Origin of the sequence: uncultured Mailhella sp. (assembly GCF_944324995.1) — a bacterium.
In the GTDB taxonomy this organism is placed as follows: domain Bacteria; phylum Desulfobacterota; class Desulfovibrionia; order Desulfovibrionales; family Desulfovibrionaceae; genus Mailhella.
On record NZ_CALUYL010000001.1, the window covers coordinates 395800 to 413318 of the forward strand.

The 17519-nt window shown below is 62.1% G+C and carries 14 protein-coding genes; 9 read left to right on the forward strand and 5 right to left on the reverse strand.

What is annotated here, in order from left to right:
- Positions 1 to 14 precede the first annotated feature (14 nt).
- The 3 genes from Q0K02_RS01690 to Q0K02_RS01700 form a co-directional block, all read right to left on the reverse strand.
- Positions 15 to 965, reverse strand: a complete 951-nt coding sequence (locus tag Q0K02_RS01690) for an aminotransferase class IV (RefSeq protein WP_294484352.1) — start codon at positions 963 to 965, stop codon at positions 15 to 17.
- 192 nt (positions 966 to 1157) lie between these two features.
- The gene (locus Q0K02_RS01695) at positions 1158 to 1463 is read right to left on the reverse strand and encodes an integration host factor subunit alpha (protein ID WP_294484361.1); all 306 of its coding nucleotides are present in this window, start codon (positions 1461 to 1463) and stop codon (positions 1158 to 1160) included.
- Positions 1438 to 1911, reverse strand: coding sequence for an HIT family protein (locus Q0K02_RS01700; RefSeq protein WP_294484364.1), 474 nt, complete (start codon positions 1909 to 1911; stop codon positions 1438 to 1440). The genes Q0K02_RS01695 and Q0K02_RS01700 overlap by 26 nt, the downstream gene beginning before the upstream one ends.
- 109 nt (positions 1912 to 2020) lie before the next feature.
- On the opposite strand from Q0K02_RS01700, the gene Q0K02_RS01705 reads away from it, so the two are divergent.
- From Q0K02_RS01705 to ggt, 3 genes are all read left to right on the forward strand, one after another.
- Entirely contained in the window at positions 2021 to 3091 is a 1071-nt protein-coding gene (locus Q0K02_RS01705; RefSeq protein ID WP_294484367.1) for a radical SAM protein, read from the forward strand.
- Positions 3092 to 3260: 169 nt separating this feature from the next.
- Entirely contained in the window at positions 3261 to 5576 is a 2316-nt protein-coding gene (topA, locus tag Q0K02_RS01710; RefSeq protein WP_294484372.1) for a type I DNA topoisomerase, read from the forward strand.
- A gap of 405 nt (positions 5577 to 5981) precedes the next feature.
- Positions 5982 to 7727 (forward strand): gamma-glutamyltransferase, encoded by a 1746-nt coding sequence (gene ggt / locus Q0K02_RS01715; RefSeq protein ID WP_294484374.1) that lies wholly within the window; start codon positions 5982 to 5984, stop codon positions 7725 to 7727.
- A 162-nt stretch (positions 7728 to 7889) separates the two neighbouring features.
- On the opposite strand, the gene Q0K02_RS01720 is transcribed toward ggt, so the two are convergent.
- The gene (locus Q0K02_RS01720) at positions 7890 to 8351 is read right to left on the reverse strand and encodes a hypothetical protein (protein WP_294484376.1); all 462 of its coding nucleotides are present in this window, start codon (positions 8349 to 8351) and stop codon (positions 7890 to 7892) included.
- A gap of 58 nt (positions 8352 to 8409) precedes the next feature.
- The gene (sfsA, locus tag Q0K02_RS01725) at positions 8410 to 9132 is read right to left on the reverse strand and encodes a DNA/RNA nuclease SfsA (protein WP_294484378.1); all 723 of its coding nucleotides are present in this window, start codon (positions 9130 to 9132) and stop codon (positions 8410 to 8412) included.
- A gap of 217 nt (positions 9133 to 9349) precedes the next feature.
- Between sfsA and Q0K02_RS01730 the strand changes: the two genes are divergently transcribed.
- The 6 genes from Q0K02_RS01730 to Q0K02_RS01755 all read left to right on the forward strand — a co-directional run bounded on the left by Q0K02_RS01730 (position 9350) and on the right by Q0K02_RS01755 (position 17418).
- Positions 9350 to 10519, forward strand: a complete 1170-nt coding sequence (locus Q0K02_RS01730; RefSeq protein WP_294484380.1) for a pyridoxal phosphate-dependent aminotransferase — start codon at positions 9350 to 9352, stop codon at positions 10517 to 10519.
- Positions 10520 to 10543: 24 nt separating this feature from the next.
- On the forward strand, positions 10544 to 11866 hold the full coding sequence (locus Q0K02_RS01735; protein WP_294484385.1) for a glucose-6-phosphate isomerase: 1323 nt from the start codon (positions 10544 to 10546) through the stop codon (positions 11864 to 11866).
- A gap of 172 nt (positions 11867 to 12038) precedes the next feature.
- Entirely contained in the window at positions 12039 to 13520 is a 1482-nt protein-coding gene (locus Q0K02_RS01740; RefSeq protein WP_294484389.1) for an ATP-binding protein, read from the forward strand.
- On the forward strand, positions 13513 to 14892 hold the full coding sequence (locus Q0K02_RS01745; RefSeq protein ID WP_294484392.1) for a sigma-54 dependent transcriptional regulator: 1380 nt from the start codon (positions 13513 to 13515) through the stop codon (positions 14890 to 14892). The genes Q0K02_RS01740 and Q0K02_RS01745 overlap by 8 nt, the downstream gene beginning before the upstream one ends.
- Positions 14893 to 15566: 674 nt before the next feature.
- Positions 15567 to 16337 (forward strand): AAA family ATPase, encoded by a 771-nt coding sequence (locus tag Q0K02_RS01750; RefSeq protein ID WP_294484394.1) that lies wholly within the window; start codon positions 15567 to 15569, stop codon positions 16335 to 16337.
- Positions 16338 to 16512: 175 nt separating this feature from the next.
- A complete protein-coding gene (locus Q0K02_RS01755) occupies positions 16513 to 17418 on the forward strand; it encodes a ParB/RepB/Spo0J family partition protein (protein WP_294484397.1) in 906 nt (301 codons plus the stop codon).
- The last annotated feature ends 101 nt before the right edge of the window (positions 17419 to 17519 follow it).

Sequence of the window (17519 nt, forward strand, 5' to 3'; positions counted from 1 at the left end):
TCCTCACTTGTTAATCATTTGAGGAACGGCACGCCTCCGGTCACAAGAGCGTCATGCAGCAGATGGCGCAGCCTGTCCGCCATGGGACCGGGACGGCCGTCGCCTACGGGCTTGCCGTTGTAGTGCGTGACCGCCACGCACTCGCATGTAGTACCAAGTACCAGAATCTCGGAAGCCTGTTCCACTATTTCTTCTGTGATATCAGTGATAACTACGGGCATGAACGCCTTGGCGAGCTCCATGGCCCGGATGGACGTCGTGCCCGGAAGCGCATGCCGGAACTCGGGCATGAGCATGCGGCCCTGCCTGTCCACCAGCGCCACGTTGGCAATGGCCGCCTCGGCGAGAAAACCGTCTTCATCGAAGGAAAAGGTGAGATCCACGCCCTTCTCGCGGGCTTCCTTGGCCATGAGCGCGTTGGCGAGATAGTTGGTGGACTTGATCTGCGCAAGCCATTCCTGCTTGGCCGGAACGGCGCTTCTTGCCGCCGTCAGCCCCTTCTGCCAGAACGATTCCGGCAGCGGACGCCCCTTGGTGGCCACGATGTACAGACTGGACTGCGGGCATTCGGCCGGATCCACGCCCAGCCCTCCGCAGCCGCGGCCGAGCAGCACCTTGAGCCCGCCGTACGGCGCACCGCCTTCCCGGGCCACGTCCAGCATGATGGAACGCACCTCATCCCACGGGCACGGAGGCTCAAGCTCCAGACGCGCGGCGGAGTGCTTCATGCGTTCAAGATGGGCGTCGAGCTGCACGATGCGCCCTTCCAGAAACGTGAGGCTTTCAAAAATGGCGTCGCCGCGATGCACCATGTGATCGTCCAGAGGCACCAGCAGCAGACGGGCGTCCTTGCAGATGGCTCCCATGCGATGTTCGTAAAAGGCCGTGACGTTGGCCGCGCCCTCGCGCGGCAGCTCCATGAGTCTTGCCGTCCACCCGGCGGCATCGAGGACAGGAACAGACATGATATTCTCTCCAGGCTGGCCGAAACGGCCAGGATTTGCGTGCCCCGGAAACCGGAACAGCCACGGGCACGCCACCGCTATAGCGCAAAAAACAGGGGGAGTACAGACGACCCCTCTTGCCGCCCCGCTCTTCGGATACGAAAAAAGGCCTGCCGAAGCAGGCCCTTCTTGCAGGGAACACCGCCCTTCAGACTACGCCTCTTCGCCGCCGTTGAGCTCCATGCGGAACTTGCGGGAAAGACGGAACACCACCACTTTGCGCGGAGGCAGCGTGATGGATTCATCGGTCTGGGGGTTGCGTCCCTTGCGGGCGTTTTTGTCGTAGGCCTCGAACTTGCCGAAGCCGCTGATGAGAAGCGCGTCATCCTTCTTGATGGCCTGCTTCATGAGGGCAAGCAGATTTTCAACGATATTCTTCACTTCCGCACGGTTGCGGCCGAGATTCTTGTCATTGTACACCGCTTCCACAATGTCAGCCTTCGTCAGAGCCTTGTTCATGTTTTCCTCCTGCCATTTCCTTCCGGATACTTTCCAGGCACGCGGCCACGTTGTCAGCCATGGCCTGCATGGCTGCGGCGTCAGGATATTTCCCCTGCTCCCACACGCCGAGCCCGTCCCCGTCGAAACGGGGGATGATGTGCCAGTGAATATGGAACATAGTCTGCCCTGCGGACAATCCGTTGTTCTGCATGACATTGAACCCCGAAGCTCCGGTGGCCTTCATCACGGCCGCGCCGACCTTCTTCAGCGCCGCAAACACCGCAGGCGCGATATCGCAGGAGACTTCAAGCATATCCTTGTAATGCGTCTTGGGTATCACCAGCGTATGACCGGGATGCACAGGCGACAGATCAAGAAACGCCAGAACGCAATCATCCTCGTACACCTTTGCGCAGGGAATCTCTCCCTTGGCAATAAGGCAGAAAATACATTTTTCTTCAGACATAACAGTACAGACCTCCAAAGCCTCTCCCGTATTTTTAACACGGGAGACACCTTGTCATCCTAAGCGCAATCGATTAGAACATCAAGAGCTTTTCTGCCGAGGAAAAAAAATGTCACGTCTCCCTCAACCGTTGGGCCGCACCGGGTCCGGGCGCATCCTTTTCTTCACCGGAGCCCGTCAGAACCGCTCCAGCCGCATCCTGCCGGTTTTTCTCCCTTTTCTCGGCTGTCCCGGGCACTGCGTGTACTGCGCGCAGGACAAGCAGACCGGTCACACGGACTCGGAAGGCCTGCGCGCCATTCTCGCCGAAGCCGCAAAAAACGCGGCCGATCTCCCTCCCTGCGGGCCGCAGGAGCGCCGCGAGCTGGCCTTTTACGGCGGAACCTTCACGGCGCTGCCCGCTGCGGACCGCGCGTCCTGCTTTGAACTTCTCGACGCTCTGCGATGCGAAGGCCGCATCCGTCTCGCCCGCTGCTCCACCAGACCCGACGCCCTTTCGCCCGCCGTGCTGGACGAACTTCTGCGCCACGGCGTGGATCTCGTGGAGCTCGGCATACAGAGCTTCGAGAGCGAGGCTCTCTCGCTCTCCCGCCGCGGCTACGACCGCAGCGCCGCCCTCGCCGGATGCCGGGCCGTAACGGACGCCGGACTCAGCCTCGGCATTCAGCTGCTTCCGGGCATGCCGGGCAGCACGCCCGACGTGTTTCTCGACGACGTGCGCACGGCGCTTTCCCTTTCGCCCGCCTGCCTCCGCTTCTATCCCTGCCTCGTGCCCGAAGGCACAACGCTGGCGCGCTGGTTCCGCGAAGGCCGCTTTGCGCCGTGGACCGTGGAACAGACCGTGCGCACCCTGGGCGAGGCGCTGAACATGGCCTGGCAGGCGCAGGTTCCGGTCATCCGGCTGTCGGTGGCGCCGGAGAGCGCCTTCGACGCCGCGCTGCTCGCCGGCCCGCGGCATCCGGCCCTCGGCGCGCTCATTCAGGCCGAAGCGCTGCTTCGCGCCGCCGAAAACGCCGTGAACGCCCTCGGCCGCGCGCCGGAAAGGCTTACGCTGCCGCAGTCATGTCAGGGCTTCATGTACGGCGATCGCGGAGCGCTCAAGCCGCGCTGGCAGGCTCTCGGCCTGGGGCCGGAACGCATTGCCTTTGCGCGCGACGCCTCGGCCGCCGAGCTCGTCTGACACTTTTGCCGCGCAAAAAAAAACGCCGATCCCCCGAAAAAGCCCGCAGGAACGGGCCAAATGCGTCTTTTGCGCCGCGCGGGACTTGACGCTCCCCCCTTTTAACGTATGTTGCTTGACGACGGAGGAGGCTCGTCCTCTCTTTGAAATTCCTACTTGTGAGCGAAATATGGGCAAGGATCTGATTATCGTGGAATCACCGGCCAAGGTGAAGACCATCAAGAAATTTCTGGGAAACAAATACATGGTGCAGGCCAGCGTAGGTCACATACGCGATCTGCCCACCAGAGAAATCGGCGTGGATGAAGCCCACGACTTTGCCCCGCACTACGAAATCATCAAGGGCAAGGAAAAGGTGGTGCGCGATCTGCAGGAAGCGGCCTCCAAGGCCGACACCGTGTACCTTGCGCCCGACCCGGACCGCGAAGGGGAAGCCATTGCCTGGCACATCGCCGAGGTCATCAAGAACAAGGCGAAGAACATCAAGCGCATTCAGTTCAACGAAATCACGGCCCGCGCCGTGAAGAACGCCCTGGAACATCCGCACGACATCAATCCCAATCTCTTCGACGCCCAGCAGGCCCGCCGCGTGCTCGACCGTCTCGTGGGCTACAAGATTTCGCCGCTGCTGTGGAAAACCGTGAAGCGCGGCATTTCCGCCGGACGAGTGCAGTCGGTGGCGCTGCGCCTCATCGTGGAACGCGAAGAGGAACGGCTCGCCTTCGTGCCCGAAGAATTCTGGACCTTCCGCGCGCTGCTTGCCGGAGCCACGCCCCCGCCGTTCAAGGCGGAGCTTGCCAAGATTGAAACGAACTTCGCCAAAAAGCTGAAGGAACTTTCCGGCTCCGACGAAAGCAAGGAAAAAAGCGCGCGCAAAATTCTCATCGCCAGCAAGGCCGCGGCCGACGCCCTCGAACAGGCCATGGCCGGTCAGCCCTTCGTGGTGACGCAGGTGGAGGAAAAGGAACGCTCGCGCAATCCGCTGCCGCCCTTCACCACGTCCACGCTCCAGCAGACGGCCAACCAGCGCATCGGCTTCACCTCCAAGCGCACCATGGCCACGGCGCAGCGGCTCTACGAAGGCATCGAGCTCGGCGAACGCGGCACCACGGCCCTCATCACCTACATGCGAACCGACTCCGTGCGCATTGCCGAAGAGGCGAAGAAAAGCGCCGCCGACTACATCGAACAACGCTTCGGCAAGGACTACATGGCTCCCGGCGGCAAGGGCCGCTCCTTCAAGGGCAAGACCTCCGCGCAGGACGCCCACGAAGCCATCCGCCCCGTGGACATCACGCTGACGCCCCAGGACGTGAAGGAATTTCTCTCCTCCGATCAGTACCGCCTGTACAATCTCATCTGGTGCCGCTTCGTGGCCTCGCAGATGGCCGCGGCCACCTATCACGACACCGCCGTCAGCCTGACCTGCGGCCCGGGCCTGTGGAAGGCCAAGGGCGAACGCCTGCTCTTCCCCGGCTTCCTTGCGGTGATGCCGCGCTCCACCGAGGAAGAGGAAGCCGCGCTTCCGGCCCTGCGCGAAGGCGAAACCGTCACGCTCCAGAAGCTCGAAAAGGAACAGAAATTCACGCAGCCCGCCCCGCGCTACACCGAAGCCTCGCTGGTGCGCGAACTGGAAGAACGCGGCATAGGCCGCCCCTCCACCTACGCGACCATCATTTCCACCATTGAGGACCGCGAGTACGTCCGTCTGGAAGACAAGCACTTCGCCCCCACGGATCTCGGCAAGGTGGTGTGCTCGCAGCTGCGCGACCACTTCGCCAAGCTCATGGACGTGGGCTTCACCGCCGAGATGGAAAACAATCTCGACAAGGTGGCCGACGGCGAACTCGGCTGGGTGGATCTCATGAAGGGCTTTTCCAAGGACTTCAATCCCACGCTGGAAGCGGCCGCCAAGAACATGGCCCCCGTCAAGGGCGGCCTCACCACCGACGTGCCCTGCCCGGAATGCGGCAAGCCGCTGGTGGTGAAGTTCGGCAAGAGCGGCGAATTTCTGGCCTGCACGGGCTACCCCGAATGCCGCTACACCACCAACTTCACCCGCGATGAAAAGGGACGCATCATTCCGCAGGAACGCCCGAAGGAAGAACACAAGAAGATGGGCGTCTGCCCCAAGTGCGGCGGCGACGTGATTCTCAAGCAGTCGCGCACGGGCAGCCGCTTCCTGAGCTGCTCGCGCTACCCCGAATGCGACTACGCTGCGCCCTTCTCCACCGGCGTGGCATGCCCCAAATGCGGCAAGGGCATGCTGGTGGAAAAGAGCTCCCGCAAGGGCAAGCTGTTCTATTCCTGCGACCAGTACCCCAACTGCGACTACGCCGTGTGGGACTGGCCCGTGGCCGAACCCTGCCCCGAGTGCCATTCTCCCATTCTGGTCATCAAGACCACCCGCGCCCGCGGCCGTCATCTGGCCTGCCCCAATCCCAAGTGCCGGTACACCAGAGAGCTCGACGAGAATCAGAACTGATTCCGCCTTCCCGCAAATCTCCGGGGGAAGCGCCCTTCAAAGGCGCTTCCCCTTTCTTTTTTTTCAGAGAGGCGAAACAGGCCTCCGCCTTTTCCAGAAGCGAGAAGCAAAAACGCCGAGGCGTCTCTCCGACGCACCGTCCCTTTTTTGTTCCGGGAGCTCCGCACGGGCAAAAAACGTTGCGACGCACCATTTTTCCTCCTTTCGGCCGATATTTTTTTGTTCTCAACCGGTATGTTAGGCCGGAACAAACGGCACAAAAAAGAACTCATTCAGAGCATTTTCAGCATCACGACTATTTCAATAGTCCGAAATAATATCGAAAAATATTTCGGCACAAAACTTGCATACGTTCATGCGATACTCTTGGACAATGTTCCGTAATTTTTTACTCTAGGAGCACGCATGAACCTTTTCTTCAAACGGGCGGCAGTGTTCGGAGCCGCGGCGCTCTGCGCCGTGCTCTGCGCCCCCCGCAACGGAGCCGCAGCCATGGAAAGCTCTTCCTACTGTGCCACCATTTCCCAGAGCACCAATCCTCTGGCCACGCGCGGCATGGTGACTTCCCCCAACTATCTGGCCACGCAGGCCGGTCTCGACGTGCTGCGCCGCGGCGGCAACGCCGTGGACGCCGCCGTGGCCACGGCCGTCACGCTGGCGGTGGTCTATCCGCAGATGTGTACCCCCGGAGGCGACAACTTCTGGCTCATCTACAACGCCAAAACCGGCGAACTGCGCGGCCTGAACGCCAGCGGGCGCGCAGGGGCAAAGGCCACCATCGACTTCTACGCTTCAAAAGGACTCAAAAGCATTCCCTCCCGCGGCTACCTCGCGGCCAACACCGTGCCCGGCGCGGTTTCCGGCTGGGACGAGGCCTATCGCTACAGCCAGTCCGCCCTCAAGACGACCATGCCCTGGAAGGAGCTCTTCGCCTCGGCCATCGCCTACGCCAGAGACGGCTTTCCGGTGAGCACCTCCCTTTCCTACTGGAGCGCCGTCAACGCCGATCCCGACGACAAGGTGTTCCGCGATCTCCAGCGCTTCCCCGAATTTGCCCGCGTGTTCATGAAGGACGGCAAGCCCCTCGTCACGGGCGACATGTTCCGTCAGCCCGATCTCGCCGCCACGCTGACCGCCATTGCGGAAAAGGGCGCTTCCGAATTCTACAGGGGCGACATCGCCAAGCGCATCGTGGCCGATCTGGAAAAGAACGGCGGCATGCTCTCGCTCAAGGACTTTGCCGATCACAAGGCGGACTGGGTGGAGCCCATCCGAGTGAACTACCGCGGCCTTGCCGCCTGCAACCTTCCGCCGAACACCCAGGGCATGGCGTCCCTGGAAATTCTGAACATCCTGAACAACTTCGACGTGAAGGCCATGGGCGAAGGCAGCGCCGACTACTACCACGCCATCATCGAAGCCACCAAGGAAGCCTTCGCCGACCGCGACGCCTACCTTTCCGATCCGGCCTTCGTGTCCATTCCGCTGGATCGCCTTCTCTCCGAAGATCACGGCAAAAAGCAGGCCGCGCGCATCGACATGAAGAAGGCCGCCGGTCCCAAGGCGCCCCTCGATCCCAAGGGCGACACCATCTGGCTCGGCGTGGTGGACAAGGACGGCAACGCCGTTTCCCTCATCCAGAGCATCTATCACGACTTCGGCTCCGGCATCGTGGCGGAAGGCACGGGCGTGCTGCTCCAGAACCGCGGCAGCTTCTTCTCCCTTGATCCGAAGCACGTGAACCATCTGGAACCCGGAAAGCGCACCATGCACACGCTGAACCCCGCCATGCTGCTCAAGGACGGCAAGCCCTACCTCGTGTACGGCACCATGGGCGGCGAAGGTCAGCCGCAGACGCAGGCCGCCATCGTGACCCGCGTGGTGGACTTCGGCATGTCGCCGCAGGAAGCCATCACCGCCCCCCGCTGGCTCTACGGCCGCACCTGGGGCGCGGCGTCCAACGACGTGAAGCTTGAAGGACGCATTCCCGCTTCCGTGGTCGAGGAGCTCAAAAAGCGCGGCCATCCCATCAAGGTGGTCGAAGACTTCACCGACACCATGGGACACGCGGGCGCCATTCTCGTGCGGGACAACGGCGTGCTCCAGGGCGCCACCGATCCGCGCGGCGACGGCCTCGCCGCCGGCTTCTGATCCGGCTCTCAGCAAAACAGCGCGGCCGAAGCGCCCCAAACGCCCCGGCCGCGCGCCCTTCCGATATTCCGAACATCTCTTCTTCCGACAGACAGACGACAAAAAGCCGTGAACATGCTCCCTGAGCACGCTCACGGCTTTTTCAAACGAGTCGGGGCCCGGCTACAGATCCACGGTGCCTTCCGGGCGCTCGGGCGCACGCTTCGGCTTCAGCCCTTCCACGGCGTCGCCGAGCTCGCGCATGGCCTTGCCCATCTGACGCCCGAGGCTCTCGCCGAGCGCCGCCGCTCCGTCGCGGGCGTCGTCCCAGGCGCGGGACACGCGATCCCGCGTGCGATCCGCTTCCAGCATCTCAAGCGTGCGGGGGCCTATGCCGCTCAGCTTTCTGCCGAGCTCTTCCAGACGACCTCTGGTCACGCGCCCGTCCACAAAGGCCTCGCGCAGCAGCGGCAGCACCTTTTCCCGATAGTCCGAAGCCGAAAAAAGCTCCCGAAGCTCCACAAGACCGCCGTATTCCGCAGGACTGATTTCCGCTTCCTTCCAGGCCTTGTGGTCCATGTACTGACTGGCGAACAGAAACACGCACGCCGCCGCCAGCACGACGATGATCAGATTTCTTATCATGGCATACCTCCTCGGCAGACCGTTGAACGCCTCTTTGCGCTGAGCGCCGCCCCTTTGACTACGCCCCGCGATACTTCAGCATGCCGCCGTAATACACGCCGTCCTCCCGCACGTGAAACACCGTGGGATACACTTCCACGCCGGCGCGGACGGCTTCGGAGAGCGCCGCGGCATAGTCGGGATCCACGTAGTCGGCCGCGTCGAAACAGCGCCCGTCCGGCCGCTGAATCACGTACAGCATGGCGGCCCTTCCGCCCTCCGCCGCCAGACGCATGAGCGTGTGCAGATGCTTGGTTCCCCGGGCCGTCACCGCGTCGGGAAACGCGGCCACCTCGTCTTCCACCAGCGTCACGTTCTTGCACTCCACCCACAGCGGCGGAAGATCGGGCCCCGTGAGCAGACCGTCGAGCCGGCTCTCTCCGTTCACGGCCTCGCGCCGCAGGTTCGTGTATCCTTCGGCCCACGAAAGCAGCCCGGCGTGAAACATCGCTTCCAGCAGCCTGTTGGGCACGGAGGTGTTCACCCCCGCCCAGAAAAAACCGTCGCCGCAGGGCTGCCCCAGCGCCTCCACGGTCCATTTCAGCCTGCGCGCCGGATTCGTCGCCGGAGACAGCAGCACCGGCATGCCCGGACGCAGCAGACCGAGCATGGTGCCGGTATTGTTGGTGTGCGCCACAACTTCCTGACCGTCGAGCCTTGCAAGAACAAAAAAACGCTTTTCCCTGCGGACGAAACGACCGATGCGGCACCCTTCGGGATATGTCAGAAGACGCGTTTCCATGTCGCTTGTTTCCTTTTTTTCTTGCGCGCGGCCCCTGCCGCAACGCAGCGTCCGCAGTTTTGAAGAGCCCCGCGACGGCAAAGCATCAAAATCTCCGCAACGGACTGCGGCAATGCCTTTCCCGGGCAAACATCAATTTACATGCCCCCGTGAAGTTGATAGACTTTACCGTGACCGTCAGGCCTTTTATCGCTCATATCAAACAGGAAGCGCAACCATGAACTTTGCCGACAGAATGAAAAAGATCAAGCCCTCCGCCACCCTTGCCATCAATGCCAAGGCCCTCGAACTGAAGGCCCGCGGCATCGCCGTCACCAGTCTGGCCGTGGGCGAACCCGATGCTCCCACCCCGCATCACATCTGCGAGGCAGCCAAAAAGGCCATCGACGAAAACTTCACCAAATATACCCCCGTCAACGGCATCATGGAAGTCCGCAACGCGGTCTGCCATTATTTTCAGCGTCAGTACAACGTCTCGGCCAGGCCTGAAAACGTCATTCTCACCACCGGCGGCAAGCAGTCTCTGGCCAACACGCTCCTCGCCATGCTCAACGACGGCGACGACGTGCTCCTGCCCTGCCCCTACTGGACCAGCTACCCCGACCTCATCCGTCTTGCGGGCGGCAATCCCGTGCTCGTGAAGGCCGACTCCTCCCGCGGCTTCCGCATCGATCCTTCCGATCTCGAAAAGGCCCTCACCCCCAGAACCCGCATGATGATCCTGAACTCGCCCTCCAATCCCACGGGCGTGGCCTACACCCAGGAAGAACTCGACGCGCTCGTCAAGTGGTGCTTCGATCACGACGTTTTCGTGCTGGCCGATGAAATGTATGAACAGCTCGTGTACGACGGCAAACCCGTGAGCGCCTCGCACTGGTGGGAAAAGTTCCCTGAAAAGATCGCCATCCTGAACGGCCTGTCCAAGGCGTTTTCCATGCCCGGCTGGCGCGTGGGCTACACGCTCGCCCATGAGGATCTCATCAAGCAGTGCTCCAAGCTGCAGGGCCAGATGACCTCGCACATGTGCTCCATCGCCCAGAAGGCCGCCGTGGCCGCTCTGGACGGCCCCTACGACTGCGTGGAGGAAATGCGGCAATCCTTCCTGCGCCGCCGCGATCTCGCCATGGCCGAAATTTCCACCTGGCCCGGCGTGGTGTGCCACCGCCCCGGAGGCGCGTTCTACCTGTTCCCCGACGTGAGCGCCCTGTTCACGCCCCAGATGCCGAACGGCGAAGCCGTGTGCTCCATGCTGCTGGAAAAGGCCCGCGTGGCCTGCGTTCCCGGCGAAGCCTTCGGCGATCCGCACTGCATCCGCCTTTCCTACGCCGTTTCCGACGATATCCTCATGGATGCGCTGCGTCGCATAAAGGATGCCCTCTACAACTAAACCTCTTTACCGGATGGTGCGTTTATGACTCAGGCGAAACTTGATTGGGCCCATGCATGGCTCGGCGGCGTTGCCGACCGGCCTTCCGACGACTCCCGCTTCATCGAAAAGCTGAAGCAGGAGCTGCCGGTGCTTCCCTTCCTGGCGCTTCCCTTTGCGGAAGATCTCATTCATCAGCTTGAAATTCACGAAGAATTTCTGAAAAGTTTCAAGCACATGCTGCTGCTCGGCATCGGCGGTTCGGCGCTCGGCCCCCGTGCGCTTCAGCGCGCCTTCGCCCCCGGTCAGGACCGTCCCAACTACGACGGCCCCTGCCTGTGGATCGCCGACAACGTGCATCCCGAATGGCTCCAGGAACATCTGGACAAGCTGGTGCCCGAAGACACGCTGGTGGTCGTGGTCAGCAAGTCCGGCGGCACCATCGAGACCATCGCCCAGTACCTCCTCGTGCTGCCCTGGCTGCAGAGCAAGCTTCCCGGCACCTGGCAGGAACACCTGTTCGTGGTGACCGACGCCAATAAGGGCTTCCTGCGTGACGAGGTGGACAAGTACGCCCTGCGCTCCCTGCCCGTGCCGGACAATCTCGGCGGCCGCTATTCCGTGCTCTCCGCCGTGGGCATGGTGCCGGCGGTGTTCCTCGGCATGGACTGGAGGGGCCTCATTCAGGGCGCCATTTCCGTGGGACGTCCGCTGGCGGAAAATCCCGACTCGCTGCTCGACCATCCCTCCTGGAAGCTCGCGCGCTGGGCCTGGCAGATGTCCGAAGCGGGCAAGAGTCAGGTGATCTACTTCTGCTACATTCCCGCCTGGTCCACGTTCGGCCCCTGGTTCTGTCAGCTCTGGGCGGAAAGCCTCGGCAAGGACGGCAAGGGCACCATGCCCATTCCCGCCACCGGCGTCACCGATCAGCATTCCTTGCTTCAGATGTTCCTCGACGGCCCCAAGGACAAGATCTGCCTCTTCGTGAGCACACCCGCCAACAAGAGCCTGCTGCCCATGCCCACCAAGCTGCCCGAACAGTGGCAGTACCTGAAGGGTCACAGCTTCGGCGACATTCTCGACGCCGAAACCCTGGCCACCCGCGCCACCCTGGCGCAGAAGGACGTGCCCGTGGTGCATCTCGACATGCCCGATGAAAGCGCCTTCTCCGCCGGCAAGATGATGATGCTCCTTGAAGCCGCCACCATCTTCACCGGCTGGCTCATGGGCATCAATCCCGTGGATCAGCCCGCCGTGGAAAACGGCAAGAAGCTCGCGCGCGCCCGCCTCGGCATGCCCGGCTCCGAAGAAGACGCGGCCAGACTGGCCCTGTTCACCGCCATTCCCTCGGAAACCATGAACTTCTAATATCGGCAGCCGCGTCTGCAAAAGAGGCGAAATGCGCTTCTTTGCAGGCGCGGCGCATGTTTTTCACGCCCGCCGCCCCTCTCGGCGCGGTGCGGCAAACATCGTCTCCGGCCGAACGCCCGTCGCCGCGCGGCCTCCCCATTTTCCACGCCTCTTGCCCGAAGGAACGCCTATGGATGACGCAAGTCAGAACAGCGCAGAAAACAAGCTGCCGTTCAATCTGGCCAAGTTCTTCTCCTACATCTCGCTGGTGCTGATTCTCATCTCCAGCGTCATCCTCACGCTTTTCATCGGCAGCACCATGAACCGCTCCATGCTGGAAAGTCAGGAGGAATACGCGCTGCTGCTCGCAGACAACATCAACCGCCAGATTTTCCGCAAGTTCACCCTGCCCGTCACCTACGCCTCGGGCCGCGTGGCGCTGTCCAATCCCGCGCAGTACAAGCTGCTCGACGAAGTCATTCAGTCGCAGCTGCACGGCCTGCAGCTCGAAAGCGTGCGCCTGTTCGACGATCACTACACCATCCTTTATTCCACCGATCCCAGAGAAGTGCGCCGCACCGACATGTACACCGCCGGCATACCGCTGGTGTTTGAAGGCAAGCCCCATCACTTCGACGTGCTCTCCTCCATGCCCTACGCGCAGGCGCTCGTCACGCCGAACCTGCCCAAGGGCACCTTTCTGCTGCGCACCGTGTTCCCCCTCACCGTGGACACCGACTTCCAGGGCCTGCGGCTGCACGGTCAGCCCGTGCCCGTGCTCGGCGTGCTGGAAATCGTGCAGGACATGACCCCCCAGTACCGGGGCACCATCCGCTCGCAGTGGCTCATCATCACGGGCTTTCTCATTTCCACGCTGATCCTGTTCTTCCTGCTGCACTTCGTGGCGCGCAAGGCCGAATTCACCCTGAGCCGCCGCATGGCCAGAAACCGTCAGCTCGAAGCCCAGCTGCATCAGGCGGAAAAACTCGCCAGCATGGGCCGCATGGTGGCCTCCATCGCCCATGAAATCCGCAATCCGCTGGGCATCATCCGTTCCAGCTCCGAATTTCTCATCCGCCGCCACAAGACGGAAGACGCCACCACCCAGGCCATGCTTTCCGCCATTTACGACGAATCGTGCCGCCTCGGCACCACGGTGAACGATTTTCTCGACTACGCCAGACCGCGTCAGCCCCGTCAGGACGTGGTGAACATTCAGGACGTCATCAACAAGGCCATGGCCTTTCTCGGCGGCGAATTTCAGCGTCAGGGCATAGAGGTGCATGCCGCTCTTTCGCCCGACGTCACCGTGCTCGGCGACGCCGACCTGCTCTACCGCGCCTTCTACAACATTCTGGCCAACGCGCAGCAGGCCATGCAGGGACCGGGAGAAATATTCATCGAAAGCTCCCTGCCCGCCGACGGCAAAATCACGCTCACGTTCCGCGACACGGGGCCGGGCTTCAGCGAAGACGCCCTGAACAAGGCCATGGATCCGTTCTTCACCACCAAGGACAACGGCACCGGCCTCGGCCTGCCCATCGTGCAGGCCATCATTGACTCCCACGGCGGAACCATGAAACTCTCCAACGCTCAGCAGGGAGGCGCGCTCATCACCATCAGCTTCCCCGCGCGCAATTCGTCTGAAGAAAAAGGAATCAGTCATGAGTGATATATCCCACATTCTCGTCATCGACGATGAAAAGAACTATCTCATCGTCATGGAGGCGCTGCTCAAGGACGCAGGCTACGAAGTGACCGCCCTGAACGATCCTGAAATGGCCCTCCACTTTCTCGACGAATCGGAAGTCGACGTCGTCATCACCGACATGAAGATGCCGAAGCTCTCCGGCAAGGAAGTGCTTCAGCGCATCAAAAAGTCGTGGCCGGATCTGCCGGTGCTCATCATGACGGCCTTCGGCAGCATTGAAAGCGCGGTGGAAGCCATGCGCTACGGCGCGTTCGACTACATCACCAAGCCCTTCGCCAACGACGAGCTGCTGCTTTCCGTCCACAACGCCGTGGAGCTTTCCAAGGCGCACCGGCAGTACAAGCTGCTCCAGGAATCGCTGGAAGAGCGCTACCGCACGCATCACATCATCGGCAAATCCAAGGCCATCCGGAACACGCTCTCCATTGTGGACCGCGTGGCCGTGAGCCGCTCCACGGTGCTCATCACCGGCGAATCGGGCACGGGCAAGGAACTCGTGGCCCGGGCCATTCATTTCAGCTCGCCGCGCAAGGAAGGCCCCTTTGTTTCGGTCAACTGCATGGCCTTCAACTCCGGCGTGCTGGAAAGCGAACTCTTCGGCCACGAAAAAGGCTCCTTCACCGGGGCCGTGGCCACGCGCCGCGGCCGCTTCGAGCAGGCCGATCACGGCACGCTCTTTCTCGACGAAGTGGGCGAGCTCAGCATGGATCTGCAGGTCAAGCTGCTGCGCGTGCTGCAGGAGCGCGTGTTCGAGCGCGTAGGCGGCACGGAGCCCATCAGCGTGGACATCCGCGTGGTGGCCGCCACCAACCGCGATCTGGCCAAAATGGTGGAGGAAGGCACGTTCCGCGAGGATCTGTTCTACCGGCTCAACGTGGTGCAGATTCACATTCCGCCGCTGCGCGAGCGCCGGGAGGACATTCCGCTGCTCATCGCCCACTTCACGGAAAAGATTGCCGAAGACAACGGCATTCCCACCAAGAGCTTCAGTCCCGAAGCGCAGAACTATCTCACCGGCTACGACTGGCCCGGCAACATCCGGCAGCTTCAAAACGTGCTGGAAGGCTGCATGGTCATGGTGCCCGGCCCGGTCATCGGCGTGGACGACCTGCCGCCGGAAATCCGCGGCGAGGAATCGCAGTTCAAGAGCGCCGTGGACCTGCTGCCCGTGGAGCTCAACCTGGCCGACACGCTGGACAAGATTGAGGCGGCGCTCATCAAGCGCGCGCTCGTGCGCGCCGACTTCGTGCAGGCCCATGCCGCCGAACTGCTCGGCATTTCCCGCAGCCTCATGCAGTACAAGCTGAAAAAATACAACATCACGGGGCACTGATTCCGGGGCGAAGCCGCCGTCCGGCACAGGCAGGACGGTACGCCCTTCGCCCGACTTTTCAGGGTGAACGTTCAAGGCGGACATCGCAGGATGTCCGCCTTTTTTCGAGCTGCATCGGGCCGCATCGGGCCGCGCTTGTTCGGGCGCACCCGCAGCCAAAGGCCGCCGTCGGGCGGATGCCGTGAGAATCTGCCGAGCCGCTCCGCCCGTACTTTCTGATTCATACCGCGAACGCCGGGCAGCCCCGAAATTTTGACCGCGAAAGCCTGCCGCAGCGTCCGCATGGCGTCAGTTTCTGACCTGCCTCCCTGAGCCGCGTCCGGGCAGCAGGCGTCTGCATGACTTCGGCCTCCGTTGCGGCAAACATCCCCAGTGTCCGAGCGAGTCCGCAGGCTTCCGGTCTCCAGAGCTGTGGCGCTGCTCCCTCCACTTTCCGGTCGCATCGCCTCCAGGGCACGGAACTTTTCGCGGCAAACAAGAAATAGCGACGAACAAGAAAATAAATGATTTCAACTCTAAAGCGCCTCCCTTTCAGCTCCCCACCCCGCAGGAAGGCCCGCCCTTGCGATGTTTCACGTGAAACATCGCCGCACCTGTGTTTCACGTGAAACACTCCTTGCTTTTCCCCATGCCTGCGTTTATGTAAAAAAGAAATCGGGAAAGGAGCTTGAATTTTGGCCAGAATCATTGCTGTCGCCAACCAGAAAGGCGGCGTGGGCAAAACCACCACGTCTGTCAACCTTTCCGCCTCTCTGGCTATCATGGAAAATCGTGTCCTGCTGGTGGATTGCGATCCGCAGGCGAACTCCACCAGCTCGCTTGGCTTCGACCAGCAGAATCTTCCGCGCAACCTCTACACGGCCCTCTGCGGCACCTCCACGCTGGAAGAAACCCTGCTCCCCACGGCCACGCCCTATCTCTCCCTGCTGCCTTCGTCCACCGACCTCGTCGGCATTGAAATAGAACTCGTCGATAAAATGGCCCGGGAATTCTATCTCGCCGATCTGCTCGGGCAGGTAGCCGACAACTACGACTACATCATCATCGACTGCCCGCCCTCCCTCGGGCTCATCACCATCAACACCCTGTGCGCCGCGCACGAAATTCTCATTCCCCTGCAATGCGAATTCTTCGCGCTGGAAGGCATCGTCAAGCTGCTGCACACCTACGAACAGGTGCGCAAACGCCTCAACAAGGAACTCAAGATCCTCGGCGTGCTGCTCACCATGTACGATTCCCGCAACAAGCTCGCCCGGCAGGTCAAGGCGGAAGCCGAACGCTGCTTCCCCAAGCACATGTTCAAAACCGTCATTCCCCGCAACGTGCGCCTGTCCGAAGCCCCCAGTCACGGCAAGTCCATTCTGCACTACGACATCAAATCCAAGGGCGCGGAAGCCTATCTCGAACTAGCGCGCGAGGTCGTGCATAAAACGGCGCTGCCCTGACGCAGGCGCGCCCTCGCCGCGACCTGCAAGCAACGCGCGGCACGGCGAATCAGCAACGCCTGTCCCTCGCCACTCTGCCCGGAAGTTTTCGCCTTCCGCCGTCACTCTGAACGCAAAACATTTTCCCGCCGCAGCCCTCTTTGCCTCTGAACAGGCTGCGATGAACGGAGACGCCATGAACATACCCGAACGCGGACTCGGTCGCGGACTCAGCTCCCTGCTCAGCTCCGCCATGGAAAACAGCAGCGAAGAGCCCAGAAAGCTGGCGCTCACGCAGCTTGTGCCCGGCAAAAATCAGCCCCGCAAGCACTTCGACAACAACGCCCTCGGCGAACTGGCGGCGTCCATCAGAAATCAGGGCGTCATTCAGCCGCTTCTGGTGCGCCTGCTTCCCGGCATGCCGCAGCGCTACGAAATCGTGGCCGGTGAACGCCGCTGGCGCGCAGCCCGTATGGCCGGTCTCACGGAAGTGCCCGTCATCGTCACGGAGTACACCGACAAGGAAGCCATGACCGTGGCCCTCGTGGAAAACCTGCAGCGGGAAGACCTCAACCCCATGGAAGAAGCCGAAGCCCTGCAGGCGCTGCGCGAAGCGCACGGCCTGAGTCAGGAAGAACTGGCCGAACAGCTCGGCAAAAGCCGCTCGGCCGTGGCCAACGCTCTGCGCCTGCTCCAGCTCTCCCCCGCCATGCAGGACTCCCTCGCCAAGGGAGACATCAGCGCCGGACACGCCCGCGCCCTGCTCTCCGTCGGCGATGCCACACTGCGCGACGCCCTGCACGCCGCCGTGCTCCAGCATCACCTGTCCGTGCGCGAAACGGAATCCGCCGCCGACGTCTGCAAACGCACCGGCGCGCTGCCGGAAAAGCTCGCGCCCGGAAACCAGGCGCAGACGCCCCGCGCCGCCCGCGCCCCGAAACCGCAGATCATCAAAAATCTGCAAAGCCTCCTGCGGCAAAGCAGCGGCACCAAAGCCACCATCAGCGGCAACGAACAGCAGGGACGCATCCAGATTCCCTACGCCAGCCCCGAAGAACTGACCCGCATTCTCAGCCTGCTCGGCCTGAATGAAGAGAAATAAAAAAGGGCAACAGGAAAGAGCGAGACTCCGCCCCGCGCACCGCATGGGATTTTCCCATGCCCTCTTGTTTGAGGGCGCGCCTTTTCGGCGCGCCCTCGATA